The sequence below is a fragment of the Halopseudomonas oceani genome (genome assembly GCF_963677335.1).
Classification (GTDB): domain Bacteria; phylum Pseudomonadota; class Gammaproteobacteria; order Pseudomonadales; family Pseudomonadaceae; genus Halopseudomonas; species Halopseudomonas oceani.
In genome coordinates, this window is record NZ_OY781932.1 from 2,755,232 (window position 1) to 2,774,815 (window position 19,584).

The 19,584-nt window shown below is 58.4% G+C and carries 13 protein-coding genes; 5 read left to right on the forward strand and 8 right to left on the reverse strand.

Annotated elements, in window-relative coordinates; translation table 11 throughout:
* Positions 1-6 precede the first annotated feature (6 nt).
* The 3 genes from ACKPCU_RS12910 to ACKPCU_RS12920 form a co-directional block, all read right to left on the reverse strand.
* On the reverse strand, positions 7-636 hold the full coding sequence (locus ACKPCU_RS12910; protein WP_104738419.1) for a glutathione S-transferase family protein: 630 nt from the start codon (positions 634-636) through the stop codon (positions 7-9).
* Between the two features lie 136 nt (positions 637-772).
* On the reverse strand, positions 773-1,678 hold the full coding sequence (locus ACKPCU_RS12915) for a LysR family transcriptional regulator (RefSeq protein ID WP_321347247.1): 906 nt from the start codon (positions 1,676-1,678) through the stop codon (positions 773-775).
* Complete coding sequence (locus tag ACKPCU_RS12920; protein ID WP_321347249.1) at positions 1,678-2,592, reverse strand: LysR family transcriptional regulator; 915 nt, start codon at positions 2,590-2,592, stop codon at positions 1,678-1,680. The genes ACKPCU_RS12915 and ACKPCU_RS12920 overlap by 1 nt, the downstream gene beginning before the upstream one ends.
* A 173-nt stretch (positions 2,593-2,765) precedes the next feature.
* Between ACKPCU_RS12920 and ACKPCU_RS12925 the strand changes: the two genes are divergently transcribed.
* From ACKPCU_RS12925 to ACKPCU_RS12945, 5 genes are all read left to right on the forward strand, one after another.
* Entirely contained in the window at positions 2,766-3,266 is a 501-nt protein-coding gene (locus tag ACKPCU_RS12925; RefSeq protein WP_321347251.1) for a YHS domain-containing (seleno)protein, read from the forward strand.
* Positions 3,267-3,331: 65 nt separating this feature from the next.
* The gene (locus ACKPCU_RS12930) at positions 3,332-3,799 is read left to right on the forward strand and encodes a DoxX family protein (RefSeq protein WP_321347254.1); all 468 of its coding nucleotides are present in this window, start codon (positions 3,332-3,334) and stop codon (positions 3,797-3,799) included.
* A gap of 51 nt (positions 3,800-3,850) precedes the next feature.
* The gene (locus tag ACKPCU_RS12935; RefSeq protein ID WP_104738424.1) at positions 3,851-4,138 is read left to right on the forward strand and encodes a BufA1 family periplasmic bufferin-type metallophore; all 288 of its coding nucleotides are present in this window, start codon (positions 3,851-3,853) and stop codon (positions 4,136-4,138) included.
* Between the two features lie 9 nt (positions 4,139-4,147).
* Positions 4,148-5,011, forward strand: coding sequence for an MNIO family bufferin maturase (gene bufB / locus ACKPCU_RS12940; RefSeq protein WP_321347256.1), 864 nt, complete (start codon positions 4,148-4,150; stop codon positions 5,009-5,011).
* A complete protein-coding gene (locus ACKPCU_RS12945) occupies positions 5,008-5,751 on the forward strand; it encodes a DNA-binding domain-containing protein (protein WP_321347258.1) in 744 nt (247 codons plus the stop codon). The genes bufB and ACKPCU_RS12945 overlap by 4 nt, the downstream gene beginning before the upstream one ends.
* Before the next feature lie 27 nt (positions 5,752-5,778).
* Here ACKPCU_RS12945 and ACKPCU_RS12950 read toward each other — a convergent pair whose 3' ends face one another.
* Genes ACKPCU_RS12950 through ACKPCU_RS12970 form a run of 5 tightly spaced genes read right to left on the reverse strand, consistent with a single transcriptional unit; the run spans position 5,779 to position 19,357 of the window.
* Entirely contained in the window at positions 5,779-7,890 is a 2,112-nt protein-coding gene (locus ACKPCU_RS12950) for an HlyD family efflux transporter periplasmic adaptor subunit (protein WP_321347260.1), read from the reverse strand.
* Positions 7,884-9,230 (reverse strand): efflux RND transporter periplasmic adaptor subunit, encoded by a 1,347-nt coding sequence (locus tag ACKPCU_RS12955; RefSeq protein ID WP_104738427.1) that lies wholly within the window; start codon positions 9,228-9,230, stop codon positions 7,884-7,886. The genes ACKPCU_RS12950 and ACKPCU_RS12955 overlap by 7 nt, the downstream gene beginning before the upstream one ends.
* A 9-nt stretch (positions 9,231-9,239) precedes the next feature.
* On the reverse strand, positions 9,240-17,105 hold the full coding sequence (locus ACKPCU_RS12960; protein ID WP_321347263.1) for a VCBS domain-containing protein: 7,866 nt from the start codon (positions 17,103-17,105) through the stop codon (positions 9,240-9,242).
* A gap of 51 nt (positions 17,106-17,156) precedes the next feature.
* Entirely contained in the window at positions 17,157-17,894 is a 738-nt protein-coding gene (locus ACKPCU_RS12965) for an efflux RND transporter periplasmic adaptor subunit (protein ID WP_321347265.1), read from the reverse strand.
* On the reverse strand, positions 17,894-19,357 hold the full coding sequence (locus ACKPCU_RS12970; protein WP_211287219.1) for a TolC family protein: 1,464 nt from the start codon (positions 19,355-19,357) through the stop codon (positions 17,894-17,896). Before ACKPCU_RS12970 ends, ACKPCU_RS12965 begins: the two co-directional genes overlap by 1 nt.
* Positions 19,358-19,584: the final 227 nt, after the last annotated feature.

The window sequence follows — 19,584 nt, forward strand, 5'->3', positions numbered from 1 at the left end:
ACCACCTCACGCACTCTGCAGGCCTACTGCCGAGCGGGCCATCGGGACAAATCCGGGCAAGCCTTCAATCTGCGCCAACCATGCTTGTACCCGCGGGTAGTTGGCCAGCGACACGTTACCTTCGGGTGCGTGCGCCACGTAGCTGTAGAGCGCGATATCCGCGATGGTCACCTGTTCGCCTGCGAGGTAACTGCTGGCGGTCAGAGTGCGCTCAAGCAGACGGAACAGGTCGTGCGCAGCTGCGATCGTCGATTCGGCGTCATAAGGTGCACCAAACAGCGTGATCAGCCGCGCCCGCGCCGGTCCTGCAGCCAACTCACCAGCAGCAACCGACAACCAGCGCTGCACCCGGGCGGCACCTGCCGGGTCGCGGGGTAGCCAACGAGCAGCCTCGTCGTACTGACTGGCGAGGTAGACCAGAATGGCGTTCGAGTCGCTGAACACCATGCCGCGATCTTCGATGACCGGCACCTGGCCGAACGCATTCAATGACAGGAACGCCGGCTGTTTGTGCGCGCCGGTGGCCAGGTCGACAAACACCGTTTCGTGGGGGACGTTCAGCAGCGACAGCATCAATTCGACGCGGTGCGCGTGGCCGGACAGCGGATAACGGTAGAACTTGATAGGGTGTGACATCGGAGACTCCATTGCTTGCGATTGGCAAAACGGGCATGTACGACAGTGCACACGCCCTCGGGAGTCTTATCTTGCTTTGCTTACACAGAAGTGCGGAATAACCTAAGTTCACAATCCTTTATTGCGAAAAATGAAATTAATCGCTATTCAACGCTGGATGAACCCGCAGACGCGCTACCGCCAAATCGACGAAACTGCGCACCCGAGCAGCCGCTCTCCGTCCCTCGCGGTACACCACATGAACAGGCAAAACCGGTAGCTCAAAACGCTGCAATACCGGTTGCAGGCGACCCGCCATCAGCGACTCATGCACCTGATAACTCATACAGCGCACCAGCCCGGCACCACGTTCGGCGGCAGCGATGGCTGCGTGATTAGTGGCGCAGCTCAAGCGCGGTAGCAAGGGGTAGCGCTTGACACCACCCTGCTGCACAAACTGCCACTCAGGCGTGCGGGCATCGGCAGATGAGTGCACGATCTGATGGTCGACCAACTGTTCGGGGTGGCTCGGTGTACCATGCTGATTCAGATAGTCCGGGCTGGCGCAGATAATACGTCGCACGTCACCCACCTTGGCGGCGAACAGCGAAGAGTCCGGCAGCGCCCCCACCTGCACCGCGACCTCTATCCCCTCCTCATGCAGATTGGGTACCCGGTCCTGATAGACACCAAACACTTCGACCCGAGGGTGGGCCTGCAGGTATTCGAGCAGAATGGGCGTCATCAGTGATTGCCCAAACAACAGCGGCATGGATACCTGTAACCGCCCACGAGGAGAGGTATGCAGACCGCTGGCGGACCGATCAGCATCGGCAACCTCCGCAAGGATGCGCCGGCAATCGGCCAGAAAGCGCTCACCAGCCGGCGTCACTTCGACGCCGCGGGTACTGCGCCGCAGCAACGCGACGCCGAGCCGTTTCTCCAGCGCATCGATGGCGCGCGTGACTGTTGGCGCCGATAGGTGCAGCCGGCGTCCAGCAGCCGACATGCTGAGTTCATCCGCGACGGCCTCAAATACACTCATTTCCTGAAAGCGATCCATCAGCGAGCCCCCTTGCCCTGCAGAGCAGCATTGGTTGAAAGCTGTTCTACACAAAAGTCGACAAACTCACGCACCTTGGCCGGAATCCGTCGGCCACCCTGATGGACAACATAGATCGGTAACGGCGCCAACTCGTAATCATCCAGCAGAATCTCAAGGGTCCTCGCCTTGACCAGCTCCGCCACCTGATAGGAAAGTACCCGGGTGATGCCCCACCCCAACCGGGCAGCGTTGATGGCAGCCTGGTTGGCGGTCACCACCAGACGTGGCTGCGGTACCACCTGAATGCAGCCATCTGGACCGTCGAAGCGCCACTCGGTCAGCAAGGTACTGCTGGCGGACATCACCACCGACGCCGCCTCCAAATCACGCGGGTGGGTTGGCCGACCGTGACGGGCAAGGTATCCGGGCGACGCGCACACCACCCGCCTCACCTCGCCGACCTGAACACTGTGCAAGCTGCCATCGGGCAAATCACCGATACGAACGGCAACATCAATCCCCTCGTCCAGCATATTGACGACCCGATCGACCAGTAGCGCCTTGATCTGTACCGCCGGGTGATTTGCCAGATAGTCCACCATAACCGGGGTCACAAATAGCTCACCGAACAAGACCGGCGCTGTCACCGTCAACAACCCTCTTGCCTGGGCATGTACGCCACCAGCCGATTCCTCGGCCTCATCCAGCTCGGCCAAAATGCGTCGACAGTCCTCAACGTAACGTTGGCCTGACTCCGTCACATGGACGCTGCGGGTAGTTCGAGCCAGCAGAAGAGTGCCCAAACGCTGCTCCAGCGCCGCGACCGCACGCGTTACGCTGGGCGCAGACATGCCAAGCCGACGCGCAGCAGAGGAAAAGTTCTGCTCCTCCGCAACTGCCTGAAAAATCTGCATTTCCTTGAATCTGTCCATCTGCAGCTCCCACTAGATACCGGCCAGCCTAGACCAACTATTTCATTTTTAACAATAGTAACTTTCAAAATAAGGCTGTTCTTTGATTTTTTGAATGCACTTACAGTTCAAACCGTCGCTGCACAGCACGACAAAACACACCACTGAATTTGCATTAATCGAGGAGCTACACCATGACACTGAAGAACGCATTTATCGCCAGTTCGCTGGCCGTTGCCCTGGGCTTTGGCGGTGCTGCACTGCTGACCGCGACCAGCACCTACGCCTATGACGAAACTTCTACATCGGCGATCAACGTCGATGAGCAGCGCGTCATTCTCAAGGGTTACGACACCGTTTCCTACTTCCAGGGCGAACCGGCCGAGGGCAGCAGCCGCTTCGCGGTTGAGCACGAAGGCGCCCTCTACTACTTCGCCAACGCCGAGAACATGAAGACTTTTCAGGCCAACCCCACCGCCTACGTTCCGCAATACGGCGGTTACTGCGCGATGGGCGCCGCACTGGGCAAGAAACTGGATGTAGATCCGAGCCAGTACAAGGTTGTCGACGGCAAGCTGTACCTCAATGTTAACGCCGATGTGTTCAAGAAGTGGGCCGAAGACGTGCCGGGCAACATTGCCAAGGCTGACGCCAACTGGCCGCTGATCAAGGACCTGGCGCCGAACGCGCTGTAACCCGATGCGGCTGCCCGGCCCTGCTGACGTAGCCGCATGCACTACCCAATCGAGAGGTATTTATCATGCTTTCCCCCACTGCATCCCGGTCCCTGCAAGCACCATTGCAGGACGTCTTGCTGCTGGTCGCACGCATTTTCCCCGGTGCTGTGTTCTGGCAGTCAGGCCGCACCAAGGTCGATGGCTGGCAACTCAACGACACAGCCTTGTACCTGTTTCAGGAAGAGTATCGCCTGCCGCTGATTGATCCGGTGATTGCCGCTGCGTTGGCAACGATCGGCGAACACCTGCTACCGGTGATGCTGCTGTTGGGATTGACAACCCGGCTTGGTGCCCTTGGATTGCTGGTGATGACCCTGGTTATCCAGCTGCTGGTTTACCCATCAGCTTGGGCGACCCATGGCACCTGGGCGGTCCCACTGTTGCTGTTGCTGTTGCACGGCAGTGGGCGCCTGTCGCTTGATCACCTGATTAGCCGCTGGCTACACCCGGTATCCACTCCACGAGCCCTGCACTGCACACCGGCGCGTTAAGCGCCGGGCTATGCGCGAGCTCACGCTATCCATTTAAAGAGGACATTCATCATGGATCGTCGACACTTCAACACCGCGCTTGCCGCTTCGCTGCTCGGCGCTGTACTTGCCGCCAGCCAGCACGCCAGTGCCGCCGGTATCAATGCCGGCAAGGAAAAATGCTACGGCATCTCCCTGGCAGGCCAGAATGACTGTGCCGCCGGCCCCGGTACTTCCTGCGCCGGAACATCCAAAATTGACTACCAGGGTGATGCCTGGACGCTGGTCCCAACCGGTACCTGCACCAGCATCGAAACTCCGCATGGTATGGGCTCGCTGACCCCGGTCAAGCGGCCATAGGAGGAGGTCATGCAACACGTCCCCCTGACCCGCGGTGCGGGTGTCGGATTCAAGCCGCAACACTTTGCGGAATTGATCAACGACACCAGCCGTATTGATCTGCTGGAAATCCACGCGGAAAACTACTTCGGCGACGGGGGAATCCTGCATCATCAGCTGGAGCGGCTGCATGCGCTGCTGCCGTTGTCCATCCACGGCGTCGGCTTGTCAGTGGGCGGAGCCGCCCCGCTTGACGCCGCCCACCTGGCTCAGCTGCGCCGCCTGTGTGAGCGTCACCCGCCCGTACTGGTGTCTGAGCACCTCGCGTGGGCTGGCGACAGCGAGCAGTTCCTTGCAGACCTCCTGCCCATCGCCTACACCCCGGAGGTGCTCGACCGCACGGTAGATCACGTCGCCCAGCTGCAGGACACGCTGGGGCGTCGCGTTCTGATTGAGAACCCGGCCACCTATCTGACGTTCGCGCACAGTGCTATGCCCGAAGCCGAGTTTCTCGCTGAGCTGGTACAACGCAGTGGGTGCGGATTGCTGCTGGATCTGAACAACCTGAGAGTGAGCTGCCACAACAATGGCGGCGACGTCGATGCCTACCTGCAGGCGATACCGCTGGACGAGGTGGGCGAAATCCACCTTGCCGGGCACAGCATGCATACCCTCGCCAGTGGCCGCTCTCTGCTGATTGATGACCATGGCAGCGCCGTCGCTGATCAGACCTGGGCGCTCTACGCACAGTTCCTGCGCATTGCAGGCCAGCGCCCTACCATTATCGAGTGGGACACTGATGTACCGAGCTGGACAACCCTCACCCGAGAAGTCGAACGGGCACGCCGTCACCAGCGCAAGGCAATAACGCCTGCTGCGGGTGCATACGGATGAATACACTGCACCAGCAACGCTTTATCCGGGCGCTGACAGCGCCGGAAAGCGCCATACCCACTGACCTGTTCAGCGGCGATGCCGCTGAAACAGCACAACGCTTCGAGATCTACCGCAACAACGTGCGCAGCGCTCGGACCGCTGCATTAAGACAGATATACCCGGTACTGGAACGCCTGCTCGGGAGCGACTACTTTACTGCCGTCGCCGCCGTGTTTGTCGCAAGCCGACCACCCAGCAACCCGGCACTGCACCACTATGGCGAGGGTTTTGGCGAATACCTGCTGCAGTTCCCCGCGCTGCAACACATGCCCTGGCTGGGTGACGTTGCCCAACTCGAAGCAGCGCGGGTAAGGGCGTTCCACGCGGCAAACCGCGCCCCTGTCCAGCTTGCCGAAACCAACGACACGCTTGCTGCCCAGCTGGAGCAATGCCTGGTCTGGCACCCCTCGGTGACCTTGCTAGCAGCCGAGAGCCCGGTATTTCAGATATGGCACAGCCAGATGACAGACCAACCGATGCCGACAGCGGACAACTGGCGGGCCGAAACCGTACTGATATGGCGACAGCAGTTCGAACTGCGCACCGAACCGGTAAGTGCACTGTGCGCCAACCTTCTGAACCGCTTCGGCACCGGCTGCACGCTGGCTGATGCGATGATCACCAGTCAACATGATAACGCTGCAGTCATGCAGGAACTGGGCGGGCTGCTTGCTCGGGGTTGTCTGTGTATCCGCTGATGCGCACCTGCCTGAGTCCTGCTGGTGTTAGAACCCGGACTCACGAATAAACAAGGCAGCCAGGCGCTGCAACTGGTGTAGCAGTGCACTCCGGCGCTTGCCTTCAACCACCACCACACCTACTTCCCTTTTCAGCTGAAGCGCTGTCGGTGCGGGTTCGGCCAGCGCCATCTCGACACGATAGTGAGCAGCCTCCGGAACAAGCAGGTCGTCTTGCCGGCGCACCGCAATTGGCCCGCCCGCGTCAGAGCCAAGTTCAGCGTAAGGCAGCGCGGGTACCGCACTGATATCGATTTGCTCAAGTCTGACTGGAATCCCCGACTCCTCACCGGAAGCGGCAATAAAGACGCCGCTCTGACCAGCCTCAACCGATGTCAGATAGCGCTCGTTTACCAGCCCCTCGACGACCATCTGCTCACTATTGACCAGCGTCAGAATTGGTTCATCACGACCAACCCACTGATGCTCGGACAAGCTTTCCATCGCCCCGACGAAGCCACTGAATGGCGCGGTTATAGTTAGCTTTTGCTCACGCAGACGAAGCCCGGCCAGCTGTTCATTCAGTTGCTGCAGGCGCTCCCGGTTGATCGCCTGCGCCGTCTGATCATCACGGGACACCGGTTGACGGGACAATTTCAGCTGAACCAGTTGCAGCTGTTCCAGGGTTTCACTCAATTGCCTGCTCAACCCAGGCGACTCCAGCTGCACCAGCACCTGCCCTGCAGTCACATGCTCGCCTGATTCAACTCCGACAGCGGTAACCTGAGCAGGCTCCGTTGCAAACAACGACTGGACCTGCTGAGCACGCAGCACTGCAGGGACATGAACGTCTACCGACAACGGCAGGAGCAGCCATAGCAGCCCCAGCAGAGGTAAAGACCATGCTGCAATGCGCCAGCCTGTCCAGTGAAAATCCGACCGGCGCTCTCGCCAGATTCGTAGTTCCTTGAGTATGGGCATGAGAATGAACCAGAGCACCTCGACAATGAAAAGGAATATACCCAGTACCTTGAAAAAAAAGTGGTACACCAACAGAGCAATCCCTAGAAACAGAAAAAACCGATACAGCCAGGTGCCCCAGGCATACAGGATCAGCAGCCGCGCGCGGCTTCTCGGCATGGGCTCCGGCAAAGGATCATCCAAGCCCCAGAGCCAACGCCGCAGACGCCAGCGGCCAAGCTCAAACGCCCGGGTCTGAAGATTCTCCACCCCGATCAAGTCAGAGAACGCGTAGTAGCCATCAAACCGCATGAATGGACTGATGTTGACCAGTACCGATGTGATCCAACTTGTAGTCGCAACAAAGAACGCGGCACTGCGCAGTGAGCCGTCAGGCAGCAGCCCCCAGAGAAAGGTTGCAATCAAGGCAAGGTAGATCTCTGTTCTCATGCCGGCGGTGACAATCCGCAAGCGATCGCGCCGCGAGCGCAGCTTCCACGCATCGGTGGTATCGGTATAGAGCACCGGAAACATCACCAGGAACGCCACGCCCATGGATGCCACCCGGCAGCCAAGCCGTTGCGACACCAGCGCGTGTCCCATCTCGTGCGCACTCTTTACCAGGACCAGCGTCAAGCCATAAAGCAGGAAGCCTTCAAGACTGAAAAAGTAGATAAAGGTGGCACTGAAGCTGTCCCATTGACGTAGCACCAGCAGGCAGCCGATCAGTCCCAGCATGACAACCACCCGATGGGCCGTGCGGGTAAAAAGCCAGGACAGCTTTGGCCCAATACGATTCAACCAGGCGTCAGGGCGAAACAGCGGGATGCGAATGAACAGGTAGTTGTGCAGCAGCCATTGCCACAGACTGAGCCGGCTGTTCTCGCGCTGCTGTGTAAAGGTGTTGCACGCCCCTTCACTGCGAGCCAGCACCAGATTATTGGCGATTAAAAAATCGATAAAAGCACGAATCTCATCAGGCTCGTGATCCAGCCCCTGAGCTTGCAAATGGGTTTGCATGTCATCAAGGGTACGACCGGGTTGCCAGTGGCGAATCAACCCCAGCGCGTCCGCAGACAGGGTGAAATAGCGATTACGCACGCGATCGTGCAGCAGATAACGCGGCGCGCCATCCTCATCATGCCCACCCGGCAACAATTTCAGGTCCTGCCTGAGTGCCGGTAGACGCAGTTCTACCATCCCAGCCACTGCCGTACCGACGTGATCGGACGCCGGAACAGATAAAAGAACACGCTTACCTTTTCACCGTACACCTTGGCCGTCCCGCGCAAACCAATGCGAGGCGGTTCATTGCCCTGCTCAGCCTCACTCAGCTGGGCAATCAAACGGTACGCCAGTTGCTGGTCCGGCGTGGTCTTAGGTTCATAGCTGGACTCACTCAGGTGAGCAGACCACGCGTGCAGAGGATCATTGTCCAGAAAGACCTTCACCTCAGCCCCCGGGATCAGGGAGATCGAGTCCTTAACCGGCAGCATGACCTTGAATTCAACCCTGGCGGGATCGGCTACCTGCATGATGCGTTCGCCAACCCGAACCGGTCGTCCCTTCCACTCGTCCGGGTTGTCGAGAACCGCAACACCGGGTTGATCTGCCTTGATACTTGAGCGCTCCAGCTGATCCCTAGCGAACTGCCATTCAGCCTGCTTCAAGCGAACCTGGGCCTCCAGCTCGGCCAGCTTCGCTTTCTGGTTAGGATCGAGAAAACCACCCTGCTGCACCGTTCGCAACTCTGCCTCAGCCACAGAGAGCGCTTGCCTTGCAACCGCCTCTTTACTGGCAAGCTCGGTATCCTCAAGGAAGACCAACGGATCGCCCGGCTGCACCTGTTGGTTGGGTTTGACAACCACCTGCCTGACAACCCCCTCCAGCGGCGCAGCTACAACGTGCGGCGACCGTGGCACCACTTCAACCGGAGCCAGAGTACTCAGACGCACCGGCAACATCATCACCAGAAACAATACCGCTGCGCCCACCAGCCAGACCTTGCGATTCTGCAGGCTCGTCCTTAGCTGAGTCAGCTGGTACCCTCGGCGCAGCGCAAACAAGGCATGCCCAGCACTGCCAGCCAGGTGCTGTAACACACTCTGCTCAGCCTCACTCCAGGCTTTGTCACGCAACAGCAGCAGCACCCCTGCTATCTCGCCATTACGTGCCTCAACGCGCAATGGTTGCCAAAATACGAAATCAGGCAATTCAAGCTCACGCCACTCATTGGCCAACTCGGTATCAAGGTCAGAGGGGCGCAACAACGCCTGCTTTTCCCCATTTCCCTGGCCAATGAAAAACTTGGACAGTTGTTCGACCCAGGCAATGTAGGGAGAGGTGTAATCGACCGTAGGCAGGTCAGAGGCAGCAACGACCTGAGGTCGCTGCAAGCGTTCCCCTACCAGCAGCACCGCCTGGGTATAGGGAACACATGTGTGCGTCTGGTTAACCAGCGTGTAAGACAACTGCGCAAGGTCTGAAGCCTTGCGCAGTTGTTGTTCAAGCCCAAGCAGGGCTGCAACAGTGTCGCTCACTGAGCCACCTTAAACCGCCTGTAGCATAGTGACGAGGCGACTGCCGTATTGATCACGCATTGCCACTTCAGCCGCCAGTTGGTCATTCAGCGGGATGAAGCCAGCAGTGTCGCTCTCGCTGGACTCAACGGCCTCGCCATCAGTTGTGGCAGCTCGCTTGAACAGTTCCTCCAGGTCCAGCTTGAGCTCCAGCACCCGAATCTGACCATCGGACCCGATGGCCTGAACCCGAATACTGACCTCCTTCTGGCCAGCCGGAGGATTGCTGATAGTCACCGATCCGCTGGTTGCATCCAGCTGAATCCAGCCAGGCAGTTGTTCGCCGCTGGACAGCGATCCGCTGTAACGCTGAGAACCGCCACTGGTGCTGGTGTCCTGAATCCCGATGACCACCTGCCCTTCGGAGTCGCTCTGGATGCTGGTTACCACCAGCGAGACGACATCGAATGCGTCCTGTTGAACCTGCGTGAACTCCACCTGCCCAGATTCATTGACGTTGACATCTACAGAGGCACGAACGGTCGTTGACCCATCGGTATTCTTGACCTGCACGACAATGGCACCGGGCTCGGACAGAATGACCTGCTCAGCTCGGCCATCACCACTGTTGCCCGCACCCTGCTGGTCATCGGTCGGCGCGTCACCCTCACCCATGGCATCTTCAACACCACTTTCGAAGCCAAGGCCGGACGGCGGCATAAAGCCACTGGAGTCCGCCGGATCCCGCGTGTCACCAGATTCGCTGACCAGCCCGTCAGGCATTCCTGACTGCGGCAGTTCAACTGGCTCGGAATCGGTAGGCGGAGCCGACGGCGGGGTGGCGCCCGGGTCCGGGTTAGCCGGCGCTTCGTTTGCTACGGCGGTTACCGTCAATTCGAAGGTCCGGGTCACAGTGGCACCCTCAGCATCGATTGCGGTTACCTGAACCTCGAACACGCCAGGCTCACGCGGCGAACCTGAGATCGAACCTGTCTCCGGATTGTAAACCAGACCGCGCGGCAGGCCGCTGATGCTGAAGTCCAGATCCTCTCTGCTTAGCGTCGAGTCTTTGTCCGCGAACAGGCTGTCCACTTCCAGCGCATAGCGGTCACCCAGCTGAACAGTGATTTCCTCACGAGTCAGCTCACGTGCACTTACTTCAGGGGCATCGTTGGTACCAACCACCTTGAAGCTCACGACAGCCTGATCAGTAGCGCCCTCACTGTCTTCAACCGTCACGGTGTAGCTGAAGTTGATCTGGTCACCGGCGTTAAGGAAGTCCAGATCAAGACCACTAGCATCGAAGGTCCAGGCAATCTGGCCTTCATTATCAAGACCTGTTCCGCTGGCATTGAACGCAGCCACCAGCGCTTCCGCAAGCCCTGCCGGTAGCGGCCCAACCACAGTGCTGTCACCGCGAGTCCAGCTGATGTCGCCATTTGATGAGAAGGAAATGTCAATGGTATCGGTCAAGTCGACATCACTGAAATGCACCTGCCCGCTCTGGGTCAGATCCTGCGCGGAGGCATCAGCGGCTTCGGTGAAATCGGCCGGTGCGTCTACAGTGATTTCCGGCGCATCGTTGCTACCAGTCAGGGTAACAGTCACGTCCTGGGTGTCAGTACCGCCCTGGCCGTCATCCACGGTGATGGTAAACACCGCCGTGACCACTTCATTTTCAGCCAGGAACTCCAGATCGCTGGCATCAATATCGTAGGTCCAGTTGATGGTGCCGTCATTGTCATTACCCACTACCGGGGTGATGCTTAAGGCGTTCTCAATTGCCGCCTGCTGCTCGGCCGTCAGCGGCAGATCGGTGGTGCCATCGGCCCGCTTGGCGGTAACCGACTTGGTCGCCTCAGTCGCCGTCGGACGGTCGGTCAGGTCTACATCGGTAAAGCTGATCGAGCCATTGTCAGTCAGATCGGTGCCGTCGGTGATCTCGCCTGTTACATCGCCCACGCTGATCTCCGGCACATCGTTGCTGCCGGTCAGGGTAACAGTCACGTCCTGGGTGTCAGTACCGCCCTGGCCGTCATCCACGGTGATGGTAAACACCGCCGTGACCACTTCATTTTCAGCCAGGAACTCCAGATCGCTGGCATCGATGTCGTAGGTCCAGTTGATGGTGCCGTCATTGTCATTACCCACTACCGGGGTGATGCTGAAGGCGTTCTCAATCGCCGCCTGCTGCTCGGCCGTCAGCGGCAGATCGGTGGTGCCATCGGCCCGCTTGGCGGTAACCGACTTGGTCGCCTCAGTCGCCGTCGGACGGTCGGTCAGGTCTACATCGGTAAAGCTGATCGAGCCATTGTCAGTCAGATCGGTGCCGTCAGTGATCTCGCCGGTTACATCGCCCACGCTGATCTCCGGCACATCGTTGCTGCCGGTCAGGGTAACAGTCACGTCCTGGGTAGCTGTGCCGCCATTGCCGTCATCGACCGTGATGGTAAACACCGCCGTGACCACTTCATTTTCAGCCAGGAACTCCAGGTCGCTGGCATCGATGTCGTAGGTCCAGTTGATGGTGCCGTCATTGTCATTACCCACTACCGGGCTGATGCTGAAGGCGTTCTCAATTGCCGCCTGCTGCTCGGCTGTCAGCGGCAGATTGGTGGTGCCATCGGCCCGCTTGGCGGTAACCGACTTGGTCGCCTCGGTCGCCGTTGGGCGGTCAGTCAGGTCCACATCGGTAAAGCTGATCGAGCCGCTGTCAGTCAGGTCGCTGTTGCCATCGGTAATCTCGCCGGTCACATCACCCGCGCTGATCTCCGGCACATCGTTGCTGCCGGTCAGGGTGACAGTGACGTCTTGGGTAGCTGTGCCGCCCTGGCCGTCATCGACCGTGATGGTAAACACCGCCGTGACCACTTCATTTTCAGCCAGGAACTCCAGGTCGCTGGCATCGATGTCGTAGGTCCAGTTGATGGTGCCGTCATTATCATTGCCCACTACCGGGCTAATACTGAAGGCGTTCTCAATTGCCGCCTGCTGCTCGGCTGTCAGCGGCAGATTGGTGGTGCCATCGGCCCGCTTGGCGGTAACCGACTTGGTCGCCTCGGTCGCCGTTGGGCGGTCAGTCAGGTCCACATCGGTAAAGCTGATCGAGCCGCTGTCAGTCAGGTCGCTGTTGCCATCGGTAATCTCGCCGGTCACATCACCCGCGCTGATCTCCGGCACATCGTTGCTGCCGGTCAGGGTAACAGTCACGTCTTGGGTAGCTGTGCCGCCATTGCCGTCATCGACCGTGATGGTAAAGACCGCCGTGACCACTTCATTTTCAGCCAGGAACTCCAGGTCGCTGGCATCGATGTCGTAGGTCCAGTTGATGGTGCCGTCATTATCATTACCCGCTACCGGGCTAATGCTGAAGGCGTTCTCAATTGCCGCCTGCTGCTCGGCTGTCAGCGGCAGATTGGTGGTGCCATCAGCCCGCTTGGCGGTAACCGACTTGGTCGCCTCGGTGGCCGTTGGGCGGTCGGTCAGATCCACATCGGTAAAGCTGATCGAGCCGCTGTCAGTCAGGTCGCTGTTGCCATCGGTGATCTCGCCGGTCACATCACCCGTGCTGATCTCCGGCACATCGTTGCTGCCAGTCAGGGTGACAGTGACGTCTTGGGTAGCTGTGCCGCCATTACCGTCATCGACCGTGATGGTAAACACCGCCGTGACCACTTCATTTTCAGCCAGGAACTCCAGGTCGCTGGCATCGATGTCGTAGGTCCAGTTGATGGTGCCGTCATTGTCATTACCCACTACCGGGCTGATGCTGAAGGCGTTCTCAATTGCCGCCTGCTGCTCGGCTGTCAGCGGCAGATTGGTGGTGCCATCAGCCCGCTTGGCGGTAACCGACTTGGTCGCCTCGGTGGCCGTTGGGCGGTCGGTCAGATCCACATCGGTAAAGCTGATCGAGCCGCTGTCAGTCAGGTCGCTGCTGCCATCGGTGATCTCACCGGTCACATCACCCGCGCTGACCTCTGGCACATCGTTGCTGCCGGTCAGGGTCACAGTGACGTCCTGGGTAGCTGTGCCGCCCTGGCCGTCATCTACGGTAATGGTAAAGACCGCCGTGACCACTTCACCTTCGGCCAGGAACTCCAGGTCGCTGGCATCGATGTCGTAGGTCCAGTCGATGGTGCCGTCATTATCATTACCCGCTACCGGGCTGATGCTGAAGGCATTCTCAATTGCCGCTTGCTGCTCGGCCGTCAGCGGCAGACTGGTGGTGCCATCAGCCCGCTTGGCGGTAACCGACTTGGTCGCCTCGGTGGCCGTCGGACGATCAGACGGGTCTGCGTCAGCAAAGGTGATGGAGCCAGTATCTGTCAGCGGGCCGCCACCATCGATAGCGCCATCGGTATCGACGCCAGTGACGACCGGCGCGTCGTTTACTCCGTTGATGGTGATATCGAGGGTGGCCGCTTCCAAAGTGCCAAACCCGGCACCACCATACTCGACGATGTAACCGCGAATGGCACCATTATCGAATGCATAATCGTTCCAGTTACCATTGCTAGAGATGAAGTGCGCATAGTCTTCTTCGCCGGCATTGTTTGGCTCACCGTCACCCCAGTTTTCGTAGTTACCGTCTACCGAACTGCCACTGCCCGTACCGGACCAGAACAGGGTGCCAGCCTCTGGTCCAGTTACCCAGCGCCATTGGCCTTCAACGGCAGCATCGCTGGCGCCCATCCAGCCATCGCCACCCAGTTTGGGGGTGATAAATGCGTTTTCCTCAGCGGAGGTTACGGTCGCGAGGTAACCCTTCAAGCCAAACAACTCACGGCTCTCTGCGGCGGCCTTAGCGTCCGCCCAGGTCATACCGGGCGCACTAACGTACTCGTAGTAATGCCCATTCGCAGGGTTGTAGAACAAGCCCTGCTCATCCACACGATACGGCTGCCAGTTAGTGCCGTTGTCATCACTGGCTTCGATAGTCAGCTGGTCACTACCGAAGTAATTCGCATCGCCTGCGTAACGAAGCGAGTTAAGAGCAGCCTGGACATCAGCAATGGCACCAGAGAACTCCAGAGTGTGGCCACCGGACTGCGAAACGGAGACGGAACCTGAACTGTCCAGCGTTAGATTACCGTGGCTGGAGCTGATGCGAATGGTAACGTTGTCACCCTCAATATCAGTCAGCGTGAACCCGTTGATCAGAATTGATGAATCTTCGTTCAGCGTGACCGAGGACTTACCGGTAATGGCTACCGGATCGTTTACCGCCGCGACATCCACGCTAACTTGCATGCTTGCCGTCGATACTGCGTTTTGGCTGTCTATGGCTTTAACAGTAAAGGCAGAAAGCAACCCGTTAGCGTTGCTATCCGGCAGCCAAACAAGGCTCTCGCCAGGCCCAACTACGGTCACACCCGCGATAACATCGCTAAGTACACCACCGGAGTCCTTGCGCAGCGTGCCGCTCAAAATCGAATCGACCCGATAAGAGACCGACGCATCATCAACGTCCGACGCGTTAGCAAGCGCTTGCAACTGCGCATGGGTGATGGTTTTTGCGGTGTCTTCTGTTGCCCCAGTTACTGTCCCTGTCGTGTTATCAAGAACCGGGATGTCGTTGACAGGCGTAATTGAGGTGCCGAGGCTGACTGCCGCGGTCGAAACGGCAGTAGTGCCGCCCGTACCACCAACTGCAGTGGTGTCATAGGCTTGTCGGGTCGCACCACTGGTAAAGGTAATGCTGGAGTCGGAGCTGTCTACCGCGTGAACACTGAGGCTGCCGGGCGCACCGTTAAAATCTGCAGCGGGAACAAAGCGCAAGCTGGCAGTACTAGACAGCAGCAGACCAGCATCGGCCGACACAGTACCAACCGCAAGCCAGTTGGTGCCGTCAGTGGAATACTGCCACTCGCCCTGCGAGGAGTCGCTGGCATCGCCCGTGATGATGATGCCACCGAGTGAATCCTTGGGATCGTAGTTTGCATCCACATCCGAGAACAGGGAGCCAAACAAGCTGCTCACTGTGCTGCCGGCAGGCGAAGTGGTGTCCTCATTGACCGCACCAAGCGAGGCGTTGCCGCTAAACGACGGTGCGTTGTTGCGCTCAGCAATATTGACCTGACTGGTATCAGAGCCAGTGTTGCCCGCTTTGTCCATTACCGAGACGGTAACGGTACGGGTCAGCGAGTTATAGTCGACCGCGGTATTTTCGTAGGTGACACGCTGGGCAAGCGAGGTCAGTACAGAGTCACCAACCGGGCCTGGCGGGTTGGCTTGGGTGACCTTGACGTCGTCGATCATCAGTTTGCCGCCAAGCAGGCGATAACCAGTAAGGTCATAGGATCCGGCTACGAAGACAAATCGGTATACCCCTTCCTGCCCGGCAGCGATGGTAACTTCCTCTGTAGCCCAGTTTGTTTCCTGGTTGCTGGAGGTGCCAGTACTGTCAAGGATAGTTATGGTTTCGCCGGTATTAACGTCGATAATGTAGCCAAACGCATCATAGGCATCGCCGCCGCTAAGGGCTTTCCAGTCGAACGAGACCTTATCACCCGCTTGCAGCGCGACTGCACCATTGCTGTAAACGGCTGGGCCTCGAATCACCCCAAACCCTTCGTTAATGGAATCTTCCCCGGTATCTAGCTCAATCGCCAAATCACTTGAATCGCTACCCGCGTAGTTAGACAGCTTGGCACCTTGAGTGAAACTGCCACCGGTAACGTCATCGTAGATCGGCTGACCGCCGTTATCGCCCCGGACATCGGTAAGGTTAGAGCTCGGGTAGGTTGGGTCAACTGGCGTAAGTTGCCCAGCGATTTGGTCAACCCCCATCCGGAGACGTTGCATAACGGACGTCCAGCCCGAAATAGTCGTCGAGCCGTTGGTGCCATCCTGGAAGTCGCCGTTTTCAAACGCGTTGGAGAAGTTGATCCTCAGCGGCTGGCCATTTTCGCCGTTTTTGATCGGGTCAACGCTACCAATCACGATCGCGACAGACCCGTTACCCCGGTAGACCGTGGTGCCAACGATGGATACTTCACCGTTCACGGTTGAGGGTGTGCTGTCACTGATGAAGCCTAGCGACTCTGAGGACGTCGCACCACCAATTTCGAAGTCGATATAACCGCCGGTATAATCAGTGCCGCCACCGATGGTCACATCACCGTCAATCAGCACAGCCCCATCACCTTCGCTGTACTCGAGGTCATCAAGGTTGGAGATTACCAATGGAGCCAGCGTGCCATCGTACCCAGCCGCAACCAATGCAGTCGTCTCAACCGAACCACTGGTCACCTCCAGCTCCCAGTCCCCGCCGAGCGCCTGGGCACCGGTCAGGTCTTCGGAGGCTGCTACGTCGGCGCTGGTCAGTTGCGCTACCGCATCAAGGAACCCCTGCCCCTCGCTTTCAGCCCCGACATAGCAACCGTAGAGCATCAGGTCGCCGGATTCCGTCAGCGTCTCACCCAGCGCAGCGAGCAACTGCGCGTTGGCTTCCAGATTTTCGCCATTAAGTGTCAGTGTGCCGAGCTTCACCTCCCCCACATCACCGTGTGAGAAGAGGTGGATGGCATCAATACCGGTCTGGCCCTGCAGTGCAGCAACCATTTGCTCAAGACCGTTTTCGGCGCTATCGATCAGAATGACTTCGACGCCGTCACCCAGTCCATCGACCAGGTCCTGGTAGTTGTCTACCGAGGTATCAACAAAGGCGACTTCGCGACGGTTACCCGGCTCACTGCCGGTCGGCGCGGGTGCCGCAAAATGAACGCTCTGGTCAGCCGACTCTGCGTGGGTTCCTGCATCCTGAAAAGCGACGTCCGTGGTCATTTCTGCAGCAGTAGCCACTGCAGCACCATCAAGCAAAATACGCGGTTCCAGCGCAGTAATCAGCGGCTTACGGCGAAAACGAATCGAGTTGGCGGGGGTCTGTTTTTTCATATTCTCTATCCCTTTAGGGCACCGGCCAGATGGTCTGTTTCAGGTTCTGAATTACTCAGCGGCAGGCGCAGGTTCGCTAAACACAGCGGTGGCGCTCATACCCGGTATCAGTTGAGTGTTTTCTGGCAATTTTGCTCTCAGCAAGACGGTCTGACTGACAGCATCAATTGCGGGAATAATAGCCCGAACCTCTGCAGATTCGGGTTCGGGAAGATTGTCTACCTGCAAGCTGATAGGCTGACCTACAGCCAACCAGCTGAGCCAGGCCGCAGGCACAACAACTTCCGCCTCGAGGTTCTGGTCGCCCACAACCTCTATTAACTCTTGTTGCTGCCGAATATTCTCGTGCGCATTGACTCGCAGGCCGACGACCCGGCCGCGCCAGGGCGCTTTGATAACGCAGCGCTCGGTGTTGAGGCGGGCAATTTTCAGCTCAGCCAAGGCTTGGGAATATTCGGATTGGGCCAGCGCGACATCCAGCCCACCGATCGAATTCAAGGCGTCGAGTTCACGCGCGTTCTCGCTCTTGATCCGCGCTGCCCTGACTTCAGCAGCAACCTTCTCGGCCTGAGCGTCATAGAGGGCGCAGTCTAGTTCAACCAACGCTGCTCCCTTCTCAAACGCATCGCCGGGGAGGTAGGGAATGCGCTGGACGCGCGCAGCCAGCTCACCCGAAAGCACGGCGCGATCCAGTGACTTGATCACTGCTCGCGCCTGATATTCGGCCTGTGCGGAAGCCGCGCTTGCCAGCAGGGCCAGAAACAGCCCCAGATTGAGTTGCTGACGCATCAGCTGGTCTTGTCGCTGGCGACGACCGGGCTTGACTCGACAGGCGCAGCCACCTCTGCTGACTGCTGACTGGGAGCCGCGTGCTGCCACTGATCAAAGCGCTGCCCAATTTCCTGCCCCAGCGCCTCAACATTCAGGCTCTGATAGTCCTGCGGCAGCAGATCCATGCCGATCGTCACAAAGACGCGACCGTAGCTGTTCTGCAGATCTGCATAAGCGACATCACGACGCAGCTCTGCCAGTACGGTATTGAGCGACTCGCGAATCAGGTCCAACTGCGACATGCGCTTGAGCTTGGCCGCATTGCGGGTCTGCTCGCCGATACGCTCGGCAACGCCGAGGTACTGAGTAGCAAGGTCAAAGCTCTTACGCGCCTGCTCGTAGCGAATGCGCGACAGGTGCACCTGGGTCAGCACGGCCATGGACGTCGCCAGTCGCTGTTCTTCGGTCAGCGCTTCACGGGTCTCAGCCAGCCGACGCTCGGCGCCGATCTTGAACACGTCCAGCATGTTCCAGCTGACCTGCGCGCCAACACTGGTCCAATCCTGGTTCAGCAGGTATTCGTTGCTGTCCTGGTATGAACCGGCAGTCAACTGAATGCCTGGCAGCAGGCTCAACATTGCCGCCTTCGTCTCTGCAGCAGAAATCCGCTTCTGGTAGTGAGTCTCGACCAATTCAGGACGTTGTTGCAGTGCCTGTTCTTCCATCTCGGCCAGGCCCACACTTAATTCCGGAACGACAAAAGCCGGATTCGACACATCAACCAGGGAGAACTGAGTACCCGGCTTCAAACCCATGAGGGCCGACAACTCGGTTTTGGCACCCATCAGGTCCTGACGCAGGGCTTGCAGGGCACGGAGAATGTCCAGCAGTTCACGCTGGTAATACAGCGCATCCAGCGGCGAGCGCAGGCCTTGGGTTTCAACCTGGCGAGAGTTTGCAAGCGCTTCACTGGCCTGTTCGATCAGAGGATTGATCTTGCTTAGCAGGCGCTCTGCCGACACCGCGCGCCAGTAGGCAGCGCGTACGTCCTGAGTGATGTTGTGAACAACTTTACGCTCCCGCTCCTTGGTAATCAGGTAACGGTCAGCATGCTGTTGAGCGCGTACGTAAGACAAGCCGAAGTCGAGAATATTCCAGGAGAAAGCGACGTCCTGAGTATCGCGCTCGCGTCCCTGAGAAACAGAGTAAGCCGGGTTCGGGCCCAGCGCATCGGGCTCACCGTCAGTGAAGTTGACGCTGGCGGATGCGGCGTATTCGCTACGCTTGGAGTAACCGGCGGAAGCGGTAAGCTCAGGCAGCATTTCGTGCCGCGCAAGATCAATCTGACCTTGAGAAAGAGCAGCCTCCAGCGACTTCAATCTCTTGTCGCGGTTATTGAGAACCGCGCGCGCGATAGCCTGATCCAGAGAAATCGCTGACTCAACCGACTGCTCCTGAGAAAGCTGCGCGATATCCGACATAGCTGTTGTTTCCAAGCTTTGCGGAGCGATGACCTCAGGAGTAACCGAACAACCACTTGCGATAGCAACAACCGAGATAGCAAGGAGGGACTTCTTAAGCATGAACTCTTCTCTTTGTTATAAAACCAATCCAATGGCGACGTGCCATCATACTAATCAATTTTCAATTTAAAAAACAATATCCCTAGAGACCAAACGCTATAAGTAACCAAACATTGATCCAGATC